The 19,277-nt window shown below is 66.8% G+C and carries 14 protein-coding genes; 10 read left to right on the forward strand and 4 right to left on the reverse strand.

Translation table 11 applies throughout. The annotated features are described in order from the left end of the window. Nucleotides 1–243: 243 nt before the first annotated feature. The 4 genes from VOI27_RS10715 to gabT form a co-directional block, all read right to left on the reverse strand. Nucleotides 244–1,722 carry an NAD-dependent succinate-semialdehyde dehydrogenase gene (locus VOI27_RS10715; RefSeq protein ID WP_323765333.1) on the reverse strand — a complete coding sequence of 493 codons (1,479 nt, stop codon included), beginning with the start codon at nucleotides 1,720–1,722 and terminating at the stop codon, nucleotides 244–246. 17 nt (nucleotides 1,723–1,739) lie between these two features. Continuing rightward, on the reverse strand, nucleotides 1,740–2,303 hold the full coding sequence (locus tag VOI27_RS10720; protein ID WP_323765334.1) for a carboxymuconolactone decarboxylase family protein: 564 nt from the start codon (nucleotides 2,301–2,303) through the stop codon (nucleotides 1,740–1,742). Nucleotides 2,304–2,367: 64 nt separating this feature from the next. Continuing rightward, entirely contained in the window at nucleotides 2,368–3,687 is a 1,320-nt protein-coding gene (locus VOI27_RS10725) for an aspartate aminotransferase family protein (RefSeq protein WP_323765335.1), read from the reverse strand. 129 nt (nucleotides 3,688–3,816) lie between these two features. Next, nucleotides 3,817–5,247, reverse strand: a complete 1,431-nt coding sequence (gene gabT, locus VOI27_RS10730; protein WP_323765336.1) for a 4-aminobutyrate--2-oxoglutarate transaminase — start codon at nucleotides 5,245–5,247, stop codon at nucleotides 3,817–3,819. A gap of 228 nt (nucleotides 5,248–5,475) precedes the next feature. On the opposite strand from gabT, the gene VOI27_RS10735 reads away from it, so the two are divergent. From VOI27_RS10735 to VOI27_RS10780, 10 genes are all read left to right on the forward strand, one after another. After that, complete coding sequence (locus VOI27_RS10735) at nucleotides 5,476–6,045, forward strand: cupin domain-containing protein (protein WP_323765338.1); 570 nt, start codon at nucleotides 5,476–5,478, stop codon at nucleotides 6,043–6,045. Nucleotides 6,046–6,507: 462 nt separating this feature from the next. Next, nucleotides 6,508–7,476, forward strand: coding sequence for a carbon-nitrogen hydrolase family protein (locus tag VOI27_RS10740; RefSeq protein ID WP_323765339.1), 969 nt, complete (start codon nucleotides 6,508–6,510; stop codon nucleotides 7,474–7,476). 66 nt (nucleotides 7,477–7,542) lie between these two features. Continuing rightward, a complete protein-coding gene (locus VOI27_RS10745) occupies nucleotides 7,543–10,296 on the forward strand; it encodes a beta-eliminating lyase-related protein (protein ID WP_323765340.1) in 2,754 nt (917 codons plus the stop codon). A 17-nt stretch (nucleotides 10,297–10,313) separates the two neighbouring features. After that, nucleotides 10,314–11,765, forward strand: a complete 1,452-nt coding sequence (locus VOI27_RS10750; RefSeq protein ID WP_323765341.1) for a biotin carboxylase — start codon at nucleotides 10,314–10,316, stop codon at nucleotides 11,763–11,765. A gap of 18 nt (nucleotides 11,766–11,783) precedes the next feature. Further along, a complete protein-coding gene (locus VOI27_RS10755) occupies nucleotides 11,784–12,761 on the forward strand; it encodes a C45 family peptidase (protein WP_323765374.1) in 978 nt (325 codons plus the stop codon). A gap of 77 nt (nucleotides 12,762–12,838) precedes the next feature. Continuing rightward, nucleotides 12,839–14,041 (forward strand): AGE family epimerase/isomerase, encoded by a 1,203-nt coding sequence (locus VOI27_RS10760; protein ID WP_323765342.1) that lies wholly within the window; start codon nucleotides 12,839–12,841, stop codon nucleotides 14,039–14,041. Nucleotides 14,042–14,255: 214 nt separating this feature from the next. Continuing rightward, on the forward strand, nucleotides 14,256–16,229 hold the full coding sequence (locus VOI27_RS10765; RefSeq protein ID WP_323765343.1) for an HWE histidine kinase domain-containing protein: 1,974 nt from the start codon (nucleotides 14,256–14,258) through the stop codon (nucleotides 16,227–16,229). Between the two features lie 224 nt (nucleotides 16,230–16,453). Then, nucleotides 16,454–17,215 carry a 5-oxoprolinase subunit PxpA gene (locus tag VOI27_RS10770; RefSeq protein ID WP_323765344.1) on the forward strand — a complete coding sequence of 254 codons (762 nt, stop codon included), beginning with the start codon at nucleotides 16,454–16,456 and terminating at the stop codon, nucleotides 17,213–17,215. Further along, nucleotides 17,215–17,904, forward strand: a complete 690-nt coding sequence (locus VOI27_RS10775; protein ID WP_323765345.1) for an allophanate hydrolase subunit 1 — start codon at nucleotides 17,215–17,217, stop codon at nucleotides 17,902–17,904. Before VOI27_RS10770 ends, VOI27_RS10775 begins: the two co-directional genes overlap by 1 nt. Beyond that, nucleotides 17,901–18,944, forward strand: coding sequence for a biotin-dependent carboxyltransferase family protein (locus VOI27_RS10780; RefSeq protein WP_323765346.1), 1,044 nt, complete (start codon nucleotides 17,901–17,903; stop codon nucleotides 18,942–18,944). The genes VOI27_RS10775 and VOI27_RS10780 overlap by 4 nt, the downstream gene beginning before the upstream one ends. Nucleotides 18,945–19,277: the final 333 nt, after the last annotated feature.

The raw sequence follows: 19,277 nt of genomic DNA on the forward strand, positions 1-19,277 counted from the left end.
ACAGCACTTTGCAAGCAAAGTGCGAGAGGCCAGCGGCTGCCCGCCCCGTCGCACCGAAGGTGCGCCGATGAGAGTGGCACGCCTTTGGCGTGACGGGCTGCGGCAAGCGCATAGATCAGAGGTTCTGCGGAGTTTGCTGGGATAAAGTGGCAGCCAAGCCTGTCGGAGCGGCACCGGCCAGCCGCTGGCCCGACTTGCGTCAGGAGATTTCGCCTCCGGGGCGTCAACCCCGGAGGCCGTGGCTTACACCGAAGTGCAGATGTACTTCATCTCCATGAACTCATCCATCCCGTGGCGGCTGCCCTCGCGGCCCAGCCCCGACTGTTTGACCCCGCCGAACGGCGCCACCTCGGTCGAGATCAACCCGGTGTTCACGCCCACCATGCCGTATTCCAGCGCTTCCTGCACCTTGGTCACCCGGCTCAGGTCCTTGGCGTAGAAATAGGATGCCAGCCCGAAGATCGTGTCATTGGCCAGCTCGATCACCTCGTCGACGGTGTCGAACTTGTAGAGCGGCGCCATCGGGCCGAAGGTCTCGTCGTGCGAGAACACCATCTCCTTGGTCGCGCCGGTGATCACCGTCGGCTCGAAGAAGGTGCCGCCGAGCTCGTGGCGCTTGCCGCCCTGGATCACCGTGCCGCCCTTGGACTTGGCGTCGGCGATATGGTCCTCGACCTTTTTGACCGCATCCTCGTTGATCAGCGGACCGACCGAGGGCTCGCCCGAGAGGCCGTCGCCGACCTTCATCTCGGAGACCGCCTTGGCCAGTTTCTCGGCAAAGGCGTCATAGACGCCGGCCTGCACGTAGATCCGGTTGGCGCAGACGCAGGTCTGGCCGTTGTTGCGGTATTTCGAGATCATCGCGCCCTCGACCGCGGCATCGAGATCGGCGTCGTCGAACACGATGAAGGGCGCGTTGCCGCCCAACTCCATCGAGCATTTCATCACCTGGTCGGCGGCCTGTTTCAGCAGGATGCGGCCGACCTCGGTCGAGCCGGTGAAGGTCAGCTTGCGCACCTTGGGGTTCTCGCAGAATTCCTTGCCGATCTCTGACGAGCGCGACGAGGGGATCACCGAAAACACGCCATGCGGGATGCCGGCACGTTCGGCCAGCACGCCCAAGGCCAGCGCCGAAAGCGGGGTTTCGGCGGCGGGGCGCGAGACGAAGGCACAGCCCGAGGCCAGCGCCGGGCCGGCCTTGCGGGTGATCATCGCGTTGGGGAAGTTCCACGGTGTGATCGAGGCGGCGACGCCGATCGGCTGGGTGATCACCGTGATCCGCTTGTCGCGCTGATGACCGGGGATGGTCTCGCCATAGGCGCGTTTGGCCTCCTCGGCGAACCACTCGATGAACGACGCGCCATACATCACCTCGCCCTTGGCCTCGGCCGCCGGCTTGCCCTGTTCGGCGGTGAGGATCTTGCCCAGGTCCTCGGCATGTTCGACCATCAGGTCGAACCACTTGCGCAGCACGGTGGCGCGTTCCTTGCCGGTCCATTGCGCCCAGTCCTTCTGCGCCACATAGGCTGCGTCGATCGCCTCGGCGCATTCCTCGCGCGAGAGGTCGGCCACCTTGGCGATCACGTCGCCGCGCGCCGGGTTGGTCACGTCGAAGGTCGCGCCGTCCTTGGCATCGCGCCATTCACCGGCGAGATAGGCCTTGGTGGCGATCAGCTCGGGATCGTTCAGCAGGGAGGCGAGGTCGGTCTGTTGGTCGAGCATGGGAGGGACTCCACTTCTCAGTTGTCGGTTTCAAGAAAGGGGCGCGCCGCCAGTTCGCCGGCGATGTCATCGTCGAGCGGCGTGCCGCAGGTTTTCAGGATGAAGCCCAGGGTGGAATAGAAGCCGACCGTCGCCATCAGGTCGAACATCCCTTCCTTGCCATGGGCCGCCACCAGCGCCTTGGCCGTCATCGGCGAAAGCTGCTTTTCGTCGAACAGCTCGTCCACCGCGCGGGCCAGCAACGCGTCGGCCGGGGCCATCTCGTCGATGGTGCCGCGGATCGAGCCGATGCGGGCATCATCGAAGCCCACCGTGCGGGCGCGAGAGATATGCTGCTGCCATTCGTAGCGCGAGTTCAGCCGCACGCCGGTGCGCAGGATCACCACCTCGACCAGCTCGAGCCCGAGCGCGCTGTCGAGCACCACATGCTGGCGCAGATCGGCCCAGGCGCGCAGCAGTGCCGGGTCATGGGCCATGGTGCGATAGACGTTGAGCCCGGTGGCGAAACCGCCCGACATCTCGGCGATCTCCTCGGGCCAGTCGGCGTCGGAGATCGGGGGCAGGGGATAGGCGGCAGTCATCGGCGGGGTCCTTCGGGACAGGGACGAACGGAGCAGGGTCTGACGAGGCAGGGGCGATCTTGCATCAGATAGAGGCCGAAATGGCGCGGTCCAGCTTGTCGACCAATTCGTCGAGCTGCGCCTCCTCGATGATGAAGGGCGGCGCCAGCAGCACATGGTCGCCGCGCTGCCCGTCGATGGTGCCGGACATCGGATAGCAGATCAGCCCCTCGGCAAAGGCCGCTTTCTTGATCTTGGCGGCTAACCCCTTGGCGGGATCGAACGGCTCCTTGGTGTCGCGGTCGGCTACCAGCTCGACCCCGCGGAACAGCCCGCGGCCGCGGATGTCGCCGACATGCGGATGCTGGCCGAAGCGCTCGGTCAGTTTCTCCTGCAGCTTTTCGCCCATCTCCTGCACCCGGGGCAGCAGCCCGCGGTCGAGGATGGCCGAGACCACCGCCTTGCCCGCCGCCGCCGCCGCCGGGTGACCCATGTAGGTGTGGCCGTGCTGGAAGAAGCCGGTCCCATTGGCGATGGTGTCATAGATCTCGGAGGTGCAGAGCATCGCGCCGATCGGCTGATAGCCGGCGCCCAGCCCCTTGGCCACGCAGAGGATATCGGGCGAAACGCCGTCCTGCTCGCAGGCAAAGAGCGTGCCGGTGCGGCCCATGCCGCACATCACCTCGTCGAGGATCAGGAGCACGCCGTGGCGGTCGCAGATCTCGCGGATGCGCTGGAAATACCCCGGTGCCGGGGCCAGCGCGCCGGCGGTGGCGCCAACCACCGGTTCGGCCATGAAGCCCATGACGTTCTCCGGCCCGAGCCGTTGGATCTCGTCTTCCAGAGCATCGGCGGCGCGGCGGCCGTAATCCTCGGGACTCTCGTCTTCGCGGCGCAGACGGTATTCGTAGCAGGGGTCGATGTGGCTGACGTCAAGCAGCAGCGGGGCGAACTGCGCCCGGCGCCATTCGTTGCCGCCGGCCGAGAGCGCGCCGATGGTGTTGCCGTGATAGCTCTGCTTGCGGGCGATCAGCTTGCCGCGCTGCGGCTCGCCTTTTTCGACCCAATACTGCCGCGCCAGCTTGATTGCCGCCTCTGTCGCCTCTGACCCGCCGGAGACGAGGTAGACCCGGTCGATCCCCTCCGGGGCGTTCGCGACCAGCAGGTCGGCCAGTTCCTCGGCCGGCTCGGAGGTGAAAAAGCCGGTATGGGCAAAGGCCACCTTGTCGAGCTGCGCCTTGATGGCGTCGATCACCGCGCTGTCACCATGCCCGAGGCAGGAGACCGCGGCACCGCCGGAGCCGTCGAGATAGCGCTTGCCGTCGGCGTCGATCAGGTAGCAGCCCTCGCCGCCGACGGCGGTGGGCAGCTTGGCCTTGCTGTGGCGGGGAAAGACGTGATTCATTGTCGGAGCTCCTGATGCGGCGGCCGGGTCTGGGCCCGGCGCGGGGACATGTCCGGCCTCCGGGGTACTCCTGAAATCAGGGGCAAGCAAGGCTGGCGGCGGGAAATTCCACCGCCAGCCAATGGGGGCTTACTCCGCCGCCAGCGCCTGTTCCTCGGCGATGGCCTCGGCCAGCGCGGCCTCGAAGATCGCCATGGCCTCGTCGAGGATCGCGTCAGAGGCGGTCAGCGGCACCATGATGCGCAGCGCGTTGCCGTGCATGCCGCAGGCCAGCAGGATCAGGCCTTTGTCCAGCGCCTTGGCGATCACCGATTTGGTCAGCGCGGCATCCGGCGTGGCGGTCTCGAAGTCGGTGACGAACTCGACCGCGATCATCGCGCCGAGGCCGCGGATGTCCCACATGCGGAACGGTGCGGTGCGGGCGCCGATCTCGGCGAAGCGGGCCTTGAACATCTCGCCCAGGGCAGTGGAGCGGGCGAGCAATCCCTCACTTTCGATCGCCTCGATGGCCGCAAGCGCCGCGGCACAGGCCACCGGGTTGCCGCCATAGGTGCCACCCAGACCGCCGGGAGCCATGGCGTCCATCACATCCGCACGGCCGATCACGCCGGCAATCGGATAGCCGCCGGCCATCGACTTGGCGCAGGTGATCAGGTCCGGCGCGACGCCGGAATGCTCGATCGCGAACCACGTGCCTGTGCGGCCGAAACCGGCCTGGATCTCGTCGGAGATCAGCAGGATGCCGTGCTTGTCACAGATCGCGCGCAGCGCCTGGAACATCTCGGTGGGCACCGGGTGATATCCGCCCTCGCCAAGCACCGGCTCGAGGATGATCGCCGCCACCCGCTCGGGCTGGGCGTCGGTCAGGAACAGCATCTCGAGCGCCTTGAGGCTGTCCTCGACGGTGACGCCCTGGCGCACATCGGGGAACGGCGCGCGGAAGATGTCGGACGGGAAGGGGCCGACGTCCTTCTTGTAGGGGCTGATCTTGCCGGTCATGCCGAGCGTCAGCAGGGTGCGGCCATGGTACGAGCCGTTGAAGGCGATGACGCCGGGGCGGCCGGTATGGGCGCGGGCGATCTTGACCGCATTTTCCACGGCCTCGGCGCCGGTGGTGACCAGCAGGGTCTTCTTGGCAAAGTCACCCGGGGCCAGCGCGTTCAGCTTCTCGGCCAGCGCCACGTAGGGTTCATAGGGCACCACCTGAAAGGAAGTGTGGGTATAGAGGTCTTCCTGCGCCTTGGCGGCGGCGACGACCTTGGGGTGCCGATGCCCGGTGTTGAGCACCGCGATGCCGCCGGCAAAGTCGATGTAGCGCTTGCCCTCGACATCCCAGAGTTCGGCATTCTCGGCGCGGGCGGCAAAGACCGGCGCGGCAGAGGCCACACCGCGCGGCACCGCGGCTTCGCGCCGCGCCAGCAGGGCGGCGTTGCTCCCGGTGGCGTCCACGGCGGCGGCCGGCTTGGCGGCGGGCTGTTTGCGCGCGGTGGTCTGGCGCGGCGTGGTCTTTCTGTCCTTGTTCGCGGCCTTGGCAGCGCGCGGTTTGGTGCTGGCGGTCATGGGCTCTACCCTCCCGGTGAATGATTAAAAAATTAGTACGCCGTGTTCATTATTTTTGTCAATCCTGACCGACGGGCTTTGCTCGGAAAATTGGCAACCCCTTGGGAAACCCCATGTAAATATGGGTAAACACGCGGTGATTGGCGCTTTTCGGCTGCGAATACCGGTTGACCACGGACGAAAACGGCGCTTACAATTTCAAACACGCACTCAAAATAAGGCGACGCATTGGATATCGGCGGAAGACTGAAGGCAGCGCGCGAGTCGCGTGGCATGTCACAGCGGGAACTGGCAGCGCGGGCCGGGATGACCAATGGCGCGGTCTCGATGATCGAGCAGAACAAGACCAGCCCCTCGGTCTCGTCACTCAAAAGCCTGCTCGACGCGGTGCAGACCCCGCTGTCGGCGTTCTTCTCCGAGGTCGAGGACGCGGGCACGCCGAAATACTTCTATACCGCGGATGAGTTCATCGAATTGTCGCCGCAGGATATGGGCTTGGGCAAGGACGCCTCGCGGGTTTCGCTGCGCCAGCTGGGCAATGCCTCGTCGCACAGCCTGCAGGTGCTGCACGAGACCTATCCCCCCGGCGCCGACACCGGCGAGCAGATGCTGAGCCACCAGGCAGAAGAGGCCGGGGTGGTGATCGCCGGCATCATCGAGATCACCGTCGGCGATCAGGTGCGGGTGCTCAACCGGGGCGACGGCTATCTGTTCGACAGCCGGCTGCCGCACAAGTTCCGCAACATCGGCGACCAGGACTGCGTGATCATCAGCGCCTGCACCCCGCCGACGTTTTGACTCTGCCCGCAAAACGGACGCGGCGCGTGATAAAACGGCAGACGCGTTTTGCGGGAGTTGAATGTGAAGGTGCCGAAGCTATGCTCACCAAACGGGAAAACCGCCCGGCCGGGGGCAGACCGCTTCGGGCCCAAGCGGCGCCGGTGAGGGCAGGAGGGAGCGACATGGCCAAGTTCCGCAACAGGGCGACGTCTCGCGACAGGGCGACCGGATTGCGCCTGACGGCACGTTCCCGCGCGGCACCCGGCGATCGTGCTTCCCAGAGCGGGCGAAGGCTGACAAGGTGACACTCCGGACAACGGGCCAACCAGAAGGCCAGACCACAGGGCCCGGCACGGGCCAGACGATCATTCCGGCAGGGGGCGCGAGCCGGGCAGAGACCCGCCGCGCCCGCCGGACAGGGGGGAGACCGAACAACCCGGTGCAGGAGAGGCCCGCACCGTTGAAGGAGACAGAAAGCAGATGACCCCTTTCGCAATCGCCGGCGTGCAGATGCATGTCGCGGCGCTGCATTCCAACGTCGATGGCATGAAACAACGGCTCGACGTGCTGATGGCCCGGTTTCCCTGGACCCAGATGGTGGTGTTCTCGGAGCTGGCGGCCTTTGGCCCGCTGCACCACTATGCCCAGACCTTTCCGAACGACACGCTCAAGAGATTTCAGGATGAGGCCCGGCGCCACCGGATCTGGCTGATCCCCGGCTCGATGTTCGAAAAGGCCGAGGACGGGCGGATCTACAACACCTCGGTGGTGATCAACCCCGACGGCGAGATCATCCGCCAGTATCGCAAGATGTTCCCGTTCAAGCCCTACGAGGCCAATATCGCTTCGGGCACCGAATTCTGCGTCTTCGATGTTCCGGATGTCGGCCGCTTCGGCCTGTCGATCTGCTATGACATCTGGTTCCCGGAAACCACCCGTCAGCTGACCTCGCAGGGCGTCGAGGTGCTGCTGCACCCGGTGCTGACCGGCACCACCGACCGCGACGCCGAGATTGCCATCGCCCGCGCCACCGCGGCGCAGTTCCAGTGCTACGTGATCGACGTCAACGGGCTGGGCGCCGGCGGCGTTGGCAAGTCGCTGGTGGTCGACCCGACCGCGACGGTGCTGCACCAGTCGGCGGGCCAGGAAGACATGTTCCCGATCGAGGTCGATCTCGACATGGTGCGCCGCCAGCGCGAGACCGGGATGAAGGGGCTGGGGCAGGTGCTCAAGAGCTTCCGTGACCGCGAGGCCGATTTCTCGGTCTACGACCGGACCAGCGGCACCGATGCCTACCTCAAGACGCTGGGGCCGCTCGAGATCCCGCAGCAGGGCTCTCAGGCCGGGGTGAACACCGCCGATCCGCGCAGCGCTCTGGGGCTCGATCCGCAAGCCAATGCGCCGGAAGACAACCTGCCGATCTACAGGACGGTGACCGGCACCGGCTGACCGGCGCCCCCGACAGGATGGCAGAACAACACGCAGCGTCGCAAAGGCGCCAACAGGGAGAACGAAATGAACCTACCTGCAAGTGAGAAGGGTCTGCCATCCATCGGGGATTACTACAGCGCCACGCAGCTGCGCGCCGACCGCTGGAGCGCGTTGCGCGAATGTGTCGAGAGCCTGCGGCTCAAGGGCGTCGAGGGGCGCGCGGGCCAGCGGCTGGTCGAGACCGCCGAGGGGCTGTTCCGCTCGCTGGCGCCGATCGAGACCTACTGGGCCTTTCCCGGCCACGCCAATTTCGAGCACCTGCGCCGGTTGCTCGAGATGCGCAATATCGACGACCTGTCGATCTCGGTGCGGCGGGTGGCGCGGGCGCTGACCTCTGGTGCCTATCGCCGCCGCCACATCCCGCTGGGCGCCGATGATTTCGACAGCGAGGATTACGAGGACGAGAGCGCCATCTCGCCCGAGGCCCGCGCGCTGGGCCGGCCCTATTTCGAGGTGATGATCGTCGACAGCGTCAACGAGCAGCAGGAGCGTTTCCTGCGCAATGCGCTGCACCGGGCGCGCCGGCCCGAGGATCCGTTCCACTACGAGCCGGTGGTGGTGCCCTCGGTCGAGGATGCGCTGATCGGCATCCTGTTCAATCACAACGTTCAGGCGGTGGTGGTCCGGCCCGGGCTGGTGCTGAAATCGCCCAACGAACTGCCGCTGCTGAAGAAGTATCTTGATACCCTGGGCACCGAGGGCGAGGTCGAGCATCTGTCGCCCAGCGAATACGGTCCGGAGGCCTGCCGGCTGATCGCCAAGCTGCGGCCCGAGCTCGATGCCTATCTGGTGACCGACCGCTCGGCCGAAGAGATTGCCGGGCTCGACCTGGGGCGCTGCCGCCGGGTGTTCTACAACCAGGAAGACTTCATGGAACTGCACCTCAACATCCTCAGGGGTGTGGCGGCGCGGTTCAAGACGCCGTTCTTCACCGCCCTCAAGGAATATTCCCGCCAGCCCACCGGCGTGTTCCACGCCATGCCGATCAGCCGCGGCAAATCGATCACCCGCTCGCACTGGATCCAGGACATGGGGGCGTTCTACGGTCCCAACATCTTCCTTGCCGAGACCTCGGCCACCTCAGGCGGGCTCGACAGCCTGCTCGAGCCGCGCGGGCCGATCAAGGAGGCGCAGGTGATGGCGGCGCGGGCCTTCGGCTCGAAACAGACCTTCTTTGCCACCAACGGCACCTCGACCTGCAACAAGATCGTGGTGCAGGCGCTCTGCAAGCCGGGCGATATCGTGCTGGTCGACCGCGACTGCCACAAGTCGCACCACTACGGCATGGTGCTGTCGGGGGCGCATGTGGTCTACATGGACAGCTATCCGCTGCACCAGTACTCGATGTACGGCGCAGTGCCGGTGCATGAAATCAAGCACCAGCTGCTCAATCTCAAGGCCGCCGGCAAGCTCGACAAGGTGCGCATGGTGCTGCTGACCAACTGCACCTTCGACGGCATCGTCTACAACGTGCAGCGGGTGATGGAGGAATGCCTCGCCATCAAGCGCGACCTGATCTTCCTGTGGGACGAGGCCTGGTTCGCCTTTGCCCGGTTCAACCCGACCTATCGCCAGCGCACCGCGATGGACGTGGCCAACACCCTGCGCGAAAGTCTGCGCACACCCGAGACCCAGGCCGCTTGGGAGCAGCAGCAGAAAGAGCTCGAAGGCGCGGATGACGAGACCATCCTGAACACCCGGCTGGTGCCACCGCCGGATGCGCGGGTGCGGGTCTATGCCACCCAGTCGACCCACAAGACGCTGACCTCGCTCAGGCAGGGCTCGATGATCCATGTCAACGATCAGGATTTCAAGGGCGAGGTCGAGCAGGCCTTCCACGAGGCCTACATGACCCATACCTCGACCTCGCCGAACTATCAGATCATCGCTTCGCTCGATGTCGGCCGGCGGCAGGTCGAGCTCGAGGGCTTCGAGTTCACCCAGCGTCAGGTCGAGAGCGCCATGGCGATCCGCCGGGCGGCGGCCAGCCATCCGCTGTTGCAGAAGTATTTCAAGGTGATCACCGCCGGCGACATGATCCCCGAGGAGTTCCGCGAGAGCGGGGTCAGCAGCTACTACGAGGCGCATCAGGGCTGGACCGACATTTCCAATTCCTGGACGGTCGATGAATTCGTTCTCGACCCGACGCGGGTGACGCTGGCGGTGGGCGGCACCGGCTGGGACGGCGATACCTTCAAGACCAAGATCCTGATGGACAAATACGGCATCCAGATCAACAAGACCTCGCGCAATACCGTGCTGTTCATGACCAATATCGGCACTACGCGCAGCTCTGTCGCCTATCTGATCGAGGTGCTGGTCGAGATCGCCAAGGAGCTTGACGAGCTGCTCGACGATGCGTCGAAGATGGAGAAACGCTCGTTCGAGAACCGGGTCTCGGCGCTGGTCGAACATGTGCCGCCGCTGCCGGATTTCAGCCATTTCCACCCCGCCTTCCGTTATGGCGATGAGACCCCTGAGGGCGATATCCGCGCCGCCTTCTTCCTCGCCTATGACGAGGAGAAATGCGATTATCTGCCGCTCGACGACACCTTGCAGAAGCGGCTTGAGGACGGCGAGGAACTGGTCTCGACCTCATTCATCATCCCCTATCCGCCGGGCTTTCCGATCCTCGTGCCGGGCCAGGTGATCAGCCCCGGCATCCTCAGCTTCATGCGCGCGCTCGACGTCAGCGAGATCCATGGCTTCCGCGCCGATCTGGGGCTCAGGGTGTTCACCAAGGAGGCGCTGAAGGGCTTTTCCTGCACCACGACCTGAGCGAGGAGGACACGACCATGGCCAGAAAGACCCTGCGCAACATCTCCGAGATACGGCGCTTCTTTCACACCAACACCGACCCGGTCTATTTCGTCTCGGCGACCAACTTCAACCTGCTGGGGCTTGATGAATGGGTGCGGAACTTCAAGTACATCTGCTACATGGATTGCTTCGACGGCCGTCACCCCAACGTGATCGTGCCGTCGGACATGCCGCATGACGAGTTCCAGTCGATCGAGGACATCAACAACTATCTGCTGCAGCACAAGGAGGTGGTGGATTACGTCACCGCGCGCGGCGGCAAGCCCAAGTTCGTCTTCCTGATGTTCGACGAGACCACCGAGCGGCTGGTCAAGGAACTGGGCGGCGAGTTGTGGTTTCCCAAGGCCAAGCTGCGCCAGAGCATGGACAACAAGATCGAGACCGTGCGCATCGGCAACAAGGCGGGGGTGCCCTCGGTGCCCAACACGCTTTCGGAGGTGCACGACTACGCCCATCTGCGCGAGGTCTGCGAGGCCGCCGGCCTCGGCCATGACGTGGTGCTGCAATCGGCCTATGGCGACAGCGGCCACACCACGTTCTTCATCGCTTCCGAGGCCGATTTCCGCAAGCATGAGCACGAGATCGTCGGTCAGGGCGAAATCAAGATCATGAAGCGGATCGATTGTCGTGGCTCGGCGATCGAGGCCTGTGCCACCAGACAGGGCACCATCGTCGGTCCGCTGATGACCGAGCTGGTGGGGTTCAAGGACCTCACCCCCTATCGCGGCGGCTGGTGCGGCAACGAGATCTTCGCCACAGCCTTTCCACCCAAGACGCGAGAGAAGGCGCGCGAGCTGACCTTCAAGTTCGGCGAGCAACTGCGCCGCGAGGGCTATCGCGGCTATTTCGAGCTCGATTTCCTGATCGACAAGAAGACCGGCGAGATCTGGCTGGGCGAACTCAACCCGCGGATCACCGGCGCCAGCTCGATGACCAACCACGCGGCCTTTGCCCATGCCGATGCGCCGCTGTTCCTGTTCCACCTGCTGGAGTTCTCGAAGAAGCCGTTCGAGATCGACGTCGAGGAGCTGAACGCCCGCTGGTCCGACCCCGACATGATCGACAGCTGGTCGCAGATGGTCATCAAGCACACCGACGACAGCGTCGACATCATCACCGAGGCGCCGCAGTCCGGCATCTACCGGATGGACGCCGAGGGCCGGGTGGAGTTTGCCCGCTTCGACTATCACCGCCGCGCGGTCGAGAGCGAGGAGGAGGCGTTTTTCCTGCGCATCCTCAAGCCCGGCGATTACCGCTACGAGGGCGCCGACCTGGGCATTCTGGTCACGCGAGGGCGGTCGATGACCAAGGGCTTCGAGCTGACCGAGAAGTCGCGGCAATGGATCGCCGGCATCAAGGCCGCCTATCACGCGCGGCCCTTGCCGGCGGCGCAGGTGCTCGAAGATCCCGCCTTCAAGATCCTCTAGGCCGATGCCGCCGTGACCCTGCTGTTCCGCGCCATTGCCGAAGACACGCCCGGCCCGAAGTGGGCCGGTCTCTTTGCGCAGTACTGGCCCTCCTACCACGGCTGGTGGGCGCGAGAGGGGCTGGTGGCGCGACCGACCTATCTGGACTGTCGCCGGGCGCTGCGCGAACACATGCCCGAGATCGTGCCGCTCTGGGAGGCGCTTTGCGAACTGGCGGGCGGCGGCGATGCGGCGGCGCGGTTTCTCAGCTTCTATGGCCCGCCGGCGTACCTGTCGGCCTGTTCGCAGGCGATCTGGCCGGGCGATGCGCCGCTTCTGGTGCGCAACTACGATTACGCCCCGCTGGCGTTTGACGCGGTGGTGCTGAAGACCCGCTGGCAGGGCCGGGGGGTGATCGGCATGTCTGACGGGCTGTTCGGGCTGGTCGACGGGATCAACGATGCCGGGCTCGCGGTCTCGCTCACCTTTGGCGGAAGGCGCAACATCGGCCGCGGCTTTGGCGTGCCGCTGATCCTGCGCTATGTGCTGCAGACCTGCACCAGCGCCGAAGCGGCCGGCCGCGCGCTGGCCCGCATCCCCTGCCACATGAGCTACAACGTCACGGTGATCGACGCCGAGCGCCAGTTTCTCACCGCCTATCTCGCGCCAGACCGCAAACCGGTGCTGAGCCATGCGGCAGTGGCCACCAACCATCAGGAGCGGGTCGAATGGTCGAGCCACGCGCGCTTTACCGCCACCGTCGAGCGCGAGCGCTTCCTGTTGCAGCAGCTCACCCTGCATCCCAAGACCGACGACCGCTTCATCGCCGCCTTCCTGCGTCCGCCGCTCTATTCCACCGCCTTCGACGCCGGGTTCGGCACGCTCTACACCGCCGCCTACCGCCCGCGCGACGGGCGGCTCGAACTGCATTGGCCGCATCGCCGCTGGCTCAAGAGCTTTGACGATTTCGCCGAGGACAGCGTGCAGGTGATGACCCCGAGCGGCGGGCTGGTCTGACCGGCCGAGGGGGTTTACCGGCCTCGCGGTCTGGAATACTAGTCATCCAATACCCCCTTTGCCAGAGGCCAGCCCCCGTGACCCAGATCGCCCCGCATTTCCCCGATGTCGACGCCAGTGCCGAGGCTTGGGTCGACTGGTTCTGGGCAGAATTCCTGCCGGCCTGGGCCGTGCACGCAACTGACGCCGAGGGGATCGGATTTTACGATGTTCTCGACGCCGAAGCGCGCCCGGTCGATCTCTCCCGCCGCACCTTGCTGGCGCAGGCGCGGCTGCTTTTCACCTTCTCGCACCTTGCGCTGCTCTCTGACCGGCCGGAGTGGCAAGCGGCCGCAGCCAAGGCGCGGGCGGCTCTGCCGGCCTTTCGCAAGGCGCCGGGCCTGTACTGTCGCGCCACGCTGCGCGACGGCACGCCCGCCGCGCGGCCCGAGGACCGGCTGACCACCAGCTATGACCAGAGCTTCGTGATCCTCGGTCTGGCCACCTGGGGCCGGTTGCACCCCGAGGAAGACGTCTCGGATGAGATTGAGGCCTGCTGGCAGGCGCTCGAGACCCGGCTGACCGACCCCGCGACCGGCCTGCTGCTCGAGCATGACGGGCTCGCCGATCCGGCTGCGCCCGAGGCACCGCCGCGCGCGCAGAACCCGCATATGCACAATTACGAAGCGGCGCTGCAGGCCTTCGAGATGACCGGCAATGCCGTCTGGCTGACCCGGGCGCAGGCGATGCGCGGCAAGGGGCTGGCGTATTTCCTCGACGTCGAAAGCGGCACGATCTCCGAGTTCCTCGCCCCCGATCTCTCGGTCCAGCCAGGCCGTGACGGTCAGCGGCGCGAGATCGGCCATCAATGCGAATGGGCCTGGCTGCTGCTGCGTGAGGTCGAACTTGGCGGCGATCCGGACATGGCAAATGTGGCGGCGCGGCTGCTGGCCTTTGCCGATGCGCATGGCTTTGCCGAAAGCGGCGTGATGCAGGGCGCGGCCTTTGATGCGGTCTCGGCCGATGCCGCCTGGCGCGAGGACCGCTTCCTGCTCTGGCCGCAGACCGAGGCGATCAAGGGGTTTGCCGTGCGCGCGACAGACCCGGCCCAGGCGCAGCGCGCACGCGATCTGGCGCGGCTGATCTTTCGCCGCTACTTCGCCGGCCGGCCGGGGTTTGCCAACCAGCTCGATGCCGAAGGCCGGACGACCTGGCCGGAGGGGCTGAGCCGGCTGCACTATCACTTGGTATTGGCCTTGACCGAAGGCGCACGCGCCGGTCTCTGGCGCGGCCCGGTCTAGGCGCCGTCCGGTCGGAGGCAGGCGCAGGGCACGGCGCGCGCCGGGGGGATCTGATCCGCCGGGCGGGGGGGGGCACGGGCCATAGCACAGGGGGCGTCACGGCAGTTCTGGTCAAACCCCAAGACCTGCCCTACCTGTATCCGGTCAGCGGGCGCCAGACAGAAGCACCCGGGGGCCAGAGGTTGCGCAGCAGAAAGGGCCGGCAGTGGCAGGCATGGCAGAGAACCGATTCGATCCGATGGATTTCCTCGCCGGCGAGGGCGAGATGGCGCAGCGCATCCGGGCCCATGACTGGTCAGACCACGCCCTGGGTCCGGCGCCACAGTGGCCGCAATCACTGCGCGCGGCGCTGTCGATCTGCCTGAACTCGGCCTTCCCGACGGCGATCTACTGGGGCCCGGACCTGCGGCTGCTCTACAACGATGCCTGGGCCCCGATCCCCGGCCCGCGCCACCCCGATGCGCTGGGCCAGCCGGCGCACGAGGTCTGGTCCGACATCTGGCACATCATCGCGCCGCAGTTCGCTCAGGTGATGGAGCAGGGCAAGGGGCTGTTTGCGCAGGAGCAGATGCTGCCGATGCGCCGGCTCGGCGTCGAGGAAGAGACCTGGTGGAACTATTCCTTCACCCCCCTGCGCGATGAGGACGGTCGCATCACCGGCGTGTTCAACTCCGGCAGCGAGATCACCGAGAACGTGGTCCAGCGCCGCAACGCCGAGTTTCTGGTCTCGGCCAACAACGCCTTTCGCACCGCGAGGTCACCTGACGAGGCGCTGGGGTTTTCCCTGGCGCAACTGGGCGCACTGCTCGGCGCGGCGCGGGTGGGCCTGCGCGAACGCACCTTGTCAGGCGGCGAGGTGGCCTTTGCGCTGTTGCATGAATGGTGCGCCGAGGGCACGTCCAACTCCGAGAAATTCGCCCTGCCAAGCCGCGTGGGCGCGAGCCTTCAGGAAAAGTTCATGTCCGGGGCGGTGACCTCGGTGGCGTTGCGCGATCCCGATATCGAGCCCGAAAGCCGCGCCTATCTCGAGTCTCTGGGTGTGGTGCAGGGACTGGGGGTGCCCTGGGTCGAGAACGGCGAGGTGACCTCGGCCATCGCGGTGCAATGGCACAAGGACCGGATGATCCGATCGCTCGACATCTCGGCCATCGAGCGGGTGCTCGAGACCACCATGGGCTGGATTGCCCGCGAGCGCAGCCGCGAACGCGAGCGGGTGATGGCGAGCGAAATCGACCACCGGGCGCGCAACCTGCTTGCGGTGGTGCAATCGGTGACGCGGATGACCGACGGCGCCGACGTGGCGCAGGTCAAGGCCGATCTCGAGGGCCGTTTCGAGGCGCTGTCGCGGGTGCATGGTCTGCTGGGCCAGAAACGCTGGAGCAATGTCACCTTTCAGGAACTGGCCGAGGAAGAGCTGGCGCCCTTTGGCCCGGACGTCTTTGACCGCATCGACATGACCGGCCCGCGGGTGGCGCTCAGCCCGTCAGAGGCGCAGGTGATCGCGATGATCCTGCACGAGCTGACCATCAATGCGCTCAAACACGGGTTTCTCGGTGCCGCCGAGGGCCAGCTCTCGCTGAGCTGGACCGCATCCGAGGACGGCCGGCTCGAGGTGATCTGGCGCGAGACCGGGGTGCCCACCGAAGCCGGGGCCGGGGCCGAGGGGGGCGACGGCTATGGCTCGGTGCTGCTGTCTGACGTGGTCAAGGGCCAGCTCGGCGGCGAAATGCGGCGCAGCCTCGAGCCCACGGGCATCCGCTACGAGCTGAGTTTTCCACGGCAGGCTGATGAGGCGACGGCAGGCCCGTCTGACGTGACCCAGCAGCCGCTGAAACGGCGGGCGCAGGCGAAATCGGTGATGATCCTCGAGGATGACGTGATCATCGCCATGGACCTTGCCGCGACGCTCGAAGAGGCGGGCTATGCCCGCTACGGCGAGTTCCGCGATGCCCGCAGCGCGATGGCGCGGATCGAGGCGTCACCGCCCGATCTGGCCATCCTCGACTGGAACCTCGTCGGCGAAACCTCGGAACAGGTGGCCGGTTGGCTGAAGGCGCGCGGCGTGCCCTTCGTGGTGGTCTCTGGGCAGGAGATCTCGGACGCGCCCGACGATCCGCGCCGCGGCGCGCCGCTCCTGATCAAGCCGATCTCCTATGCGGCGCTGCTGAGCGCGCTGCACCGGCTCTGAGCGTCGGTCACTCTGGCAAGGGCCGCAGAAAGGTCACCCGGTCTGGGCCAATTCGGCGATCACCACGCTGCCCGCATCGCAAACGCCGGCCGGGCAAGATCGCGGGTGCCGGTGTCCGCGGGCGGGGCTGGCCAATCGACCCGCCGCGGCCTATGCCTCACAAGACGGGCACCGAGGCCGGAACGCATACCGGCAGGAGCGGGCTGCGACGAAGGGTGAGGGACATGCGCATCGATCTGAACGCCGACCTGGGCGAGAGCTTTGGCCCCTGGCAGATGGGGGATGACGCGGCGATGCTGGACGTCGTGACCAGCGCCAACATCGCCTGCGGCGGCCATGCCGGCGACCCCGAGACAATGTATGCCACGCTGAAACGCGCCGCCGCGCGCGGTGTGGCGGTAGGGGCGCATCCCGGTTTCAACGACCGCGAGGGCTTTGGCCGCCGGGTGATCCCGATGGCGCCCGACGAGATCGGCCGCATGGTCGCGGCGCAGGTCGGCGCGCTGATGGCGGTGGCACGGCTGGTGCCGGTGGCGGTGCGCTACGTCAAGCCGCATGGCGCGCTGGGCAATCTCGCGGCGCGTGACATTGACGTGGCGCAGGCCGTCGCCGCGGCGGTGCGGCAGGTCGACCCGAGCCTGGGGATCCTGGCCATTTCCGGCACCTGCAGCGAGGTGGCGGCCCGTGCGGCGGGCGTGCCGGTCTGCTCAGAGATCTTTGCCGACCGCGGCTACCTGTCCAGCGGCCAGCTGGTGCCCCGCGGCCAGCCCGGCGCGATGATCGAGGATGCCGCTGCGGCGGCCGAGCGGCTGGTGGGCTTTCTGAAGACCGGGCTGATGCCGGTGACCGACGGCGCCCCCATCGCGCTTGCGGCGCAGTCGATCTGCGTGCATGGCGACAGCCCCGGCGCGGTCGCCATGGCCCGCGCCATCCGCGCCCGGCTCGAGGCGGAGGGCGTCACCTTTGCCCCGTTCGGAGAGGTCTGATGGCGGAGGCGGTGTTTACCCCGGTGGCCGACCATGCCCTGCTGGTGCAACTGGGCGAAGAGATCGGCGACGCGTTGACCGCCCGGGTGCAGCGCCTCGACCGAGCGATCAATGACGCGGCGCCCGAGGGGCTGCTCGAAACGGTGCCGGCCTTCGTCAATCTGATGGTCGAATTCGACCCCTTGCTGACCGATCATGCCGCGATGGAGCAAGCGGTGCGCGCGCTGCTTGACGACGGCGCCTCTGACGAGGTCGCGGGCCGCGAACGCGAGGTGCTGGTGTGTTACGACGATGATCTCGCGCCCGATCTGGAGGCCGTCGCCCGCGCCACCGGCCTGAGCCCCGAGGCGGTGATCGAGGCGCATCTGTCGGCCGAGTACCGCGTCGGCATGTACGGTTTTGCGCCCGGCTATGCCTACCTCTCGGGAGTGGCGCCGGCGCTGCAGCTGCCGCGCAAGCCGCAAGCCTTGCGCGATATTCCTGCCGGCAGCGTGCTGATTGCCGGGCCGCAATGCCTGGTGACGACGCTGACCATGCCGACCGGCTGGTCGATCATCGGCCGCTCGCCCACCGAGATCCTGCGCCGCGACCTCGAGCGGCCGTTTCTCTTCGACGTTGGCGACCGGGTGCGGTTCACCCGCATCGACCGCGACCGGTACGACCGCCTGCACAAAGGAGACCGCACATGAGCCGCGCCAGACTGACCGTGCGGTTTGCCGGGCCGCTGGTTACCTATCAGGATGGCGGCCGGGTCGGGCAGATGCGCTTTGGCGTGGCCGCCTCCGGCCCGATGGACCGGCTTTCGGCGCAGGCGGCGAACGTCGCCTTGGGTAATGCGCCCGGGGCGACGCTGATCGAGATCTCGATGGGCGGGCTGATGCTCGACTGCACCGAGGGGGCGCTGTCGGTGGCGGTGACCGGCGGCGACTTCGCGGTCACCTGCGGCGGCACGACCCATGGCAGCTGGACCATCCTCGCGCTGGAGGCGGGCGAGACGCTGGCGATCCGGCCGGGCAAGCGCGGCAGCTGGGCCTATCTGGCGCTGGCCGGCAGGGTCGAGGCCGACAGCTGGCTGGGCAGCGTGGCGACGCATTCGACCTCTGGGTTCGGCGGCGGGGCGCTCAGCTCGGGACAGCAGATCGTGGTCGAAGAGGCGGGCCTGCGCCCGGAGCGCCACGGCGCCATCGCGCGGCCCGAATTTCTGCCCGACGACCGACGGATGCGGGTGGTGCTCGGGCCGCAGGACCGGCATTTCGCGCCCGAGGCGTTGGCGGCTTTCAGGTCCGAGCCCTATGCGCTGACCAATGCTTTCGACCGGATGGGCCTGCGGCTCGAGGGGCCTGAGCTGCCACTGGCGGGGGCGCTCTCGATCCCCTCCGAGCCGATCACCCGCGGCGCGGTGCAGGTCGCCGGTGACGGGGTGCCGACGGTCTTGCTGGCCGATCATCAGACCACCGGTGGCTATCCCAAGATTGCCACGGTGATCGCCGATGACATCGCCCGCCTGAGCCAGCTGCGCGCCGGCGACCGTATCCGGTTCGCGCCGGTCAGCCCGGTCGACGCGGTGCAGATCGCGCGGCAGACCGCCCGCGCGCGTGCGGCCTATCTGCAGGCGATTGCCAAGCCGAAGGGGACACTGTTGCAGCGGCTGATGCGCGCCAACCTGATCAGCGGCGCGGTTACGGGCGGCGAGGGCGGTCCGGGAGCGGCGGGAGAGCCGCTCGGCTGATGCTGCTGTCGTGAAGCGCCAGCCGGGTGGAGGGCGGGATGCCGGGCGGTTTGGCCGGTGCACTCACTTGGGCAGTCATGCGCGTTGACAGCGGGCTGAAGGCCCGCCGCACCTCGTCATGCCGGAGGCATGCCCGGGGCATGACGCCGCCCCCAGGCACGGCGATTTGGCAGCCGACAGCGCTACGATTTGAGGTTCTACGGACTTTGCCGGGATAAACCGAGACACTGACAGGTCGGATCGCCGCACCGCGGCCCGGCGTTGCGCGGCTCATCGACCGGTCGCAAAATATGGGCTCCACCTTGGCGGCGGCACGCGCATTCACGACCTCGG

Source organism: Marinovum sp., from assembly GCF_034669705.1.
Lineage (GTDB): Bacteria > Pseudomonadota > Alphaproteobacteria > Rhodobacterales > Rhodobacteraceae > Marinovum.

What these genes read in the sequence shown, in the direction of transcription:
- VOI27_RS10725 (WP_323765335.1), bottom strand. Translation starts at nt 3,687, where the DNA reads ATGAATCACGTCTTTCCCCGCCACAGCAAGGCCAAGCTGCCCACCGCC.
- VOI27_RS10750 (WP_323765341.1), top strand. Translation starts at nt 10,314, where the DNA reads ATGGCCAGAAAGACCCTGCGCAACATCTCCGAGATACGGCGCTTCTTT.
- VOI27_RS10745 (WP_323765340.1), top strand. Translation starts at nt 7,543, where the DNA reads ATGAACCTACCTGCAAGTGAGAAGGGTCTGCCATCCATCGGGGATTAC.
- VOI27_RS10775 (WP_323765345.1), top strand. Translation starts at nt 17,215, where the DNA reads ATGGCGGAGGCGGTGTTTACCCCGGTGGCCGACCATGCCCTGCTGGTG.
- VOI27_RS10770 (WP_323765344.1), top strand. Translation starts at nt 16,454, where the DNA reads ATGCGCATCGATCTGAACGCCGACCTGGGCGAGAGCTTTGGCCCCTGG.
- VOI27_RS10720 (WP_323765334.1), bottom strand. Translation starts at nt 2,303, where the DNA reads ATGACTGCCGCCTATCCCCTGCCCCCGATCTCCGACGCCGACTGGCCC.
- VOI27_RS10715 (WP_323765333.1), bottom strand. Translation starts at nt 1,722, where the DNA reads ATGCTCGACCAACAGACCGACCTCGCCTCCCTGCTGAACGATCCCGAG.
- VOI27_RS10740 (WP_323765339.1), top strand. Translation starts at nt 6,508, where the DNA reads ATGACCCCTTTCGCAATCGCCGGCGTGCAGATGCATGTCGCGGCGCTG.
- gabT (WP_323765336.1), bottom strand. Translation starts at nt 5,247, where the DNA reads ATGACCGCCAGCACCAAACCGCGCGCTGCCAAGGCCGCGAACAAGGAC.
- VOI27_RS10765 (WP_323765343.1), top strand. Translation starts at nt 14,256, where the DNA reads ATGGCAGAGAACCGATTCGATCCGATGGATTTCCTCGCCGGCGAGGGC.
- VOI27_RS10780 (WP_323765346.1), top strand. Translation starts at nt 17,901, where the DNA reads ATGAGCCGCGCCAGACTGACCGTGCGGTTTGCCGGGCCGCTGGTTACC.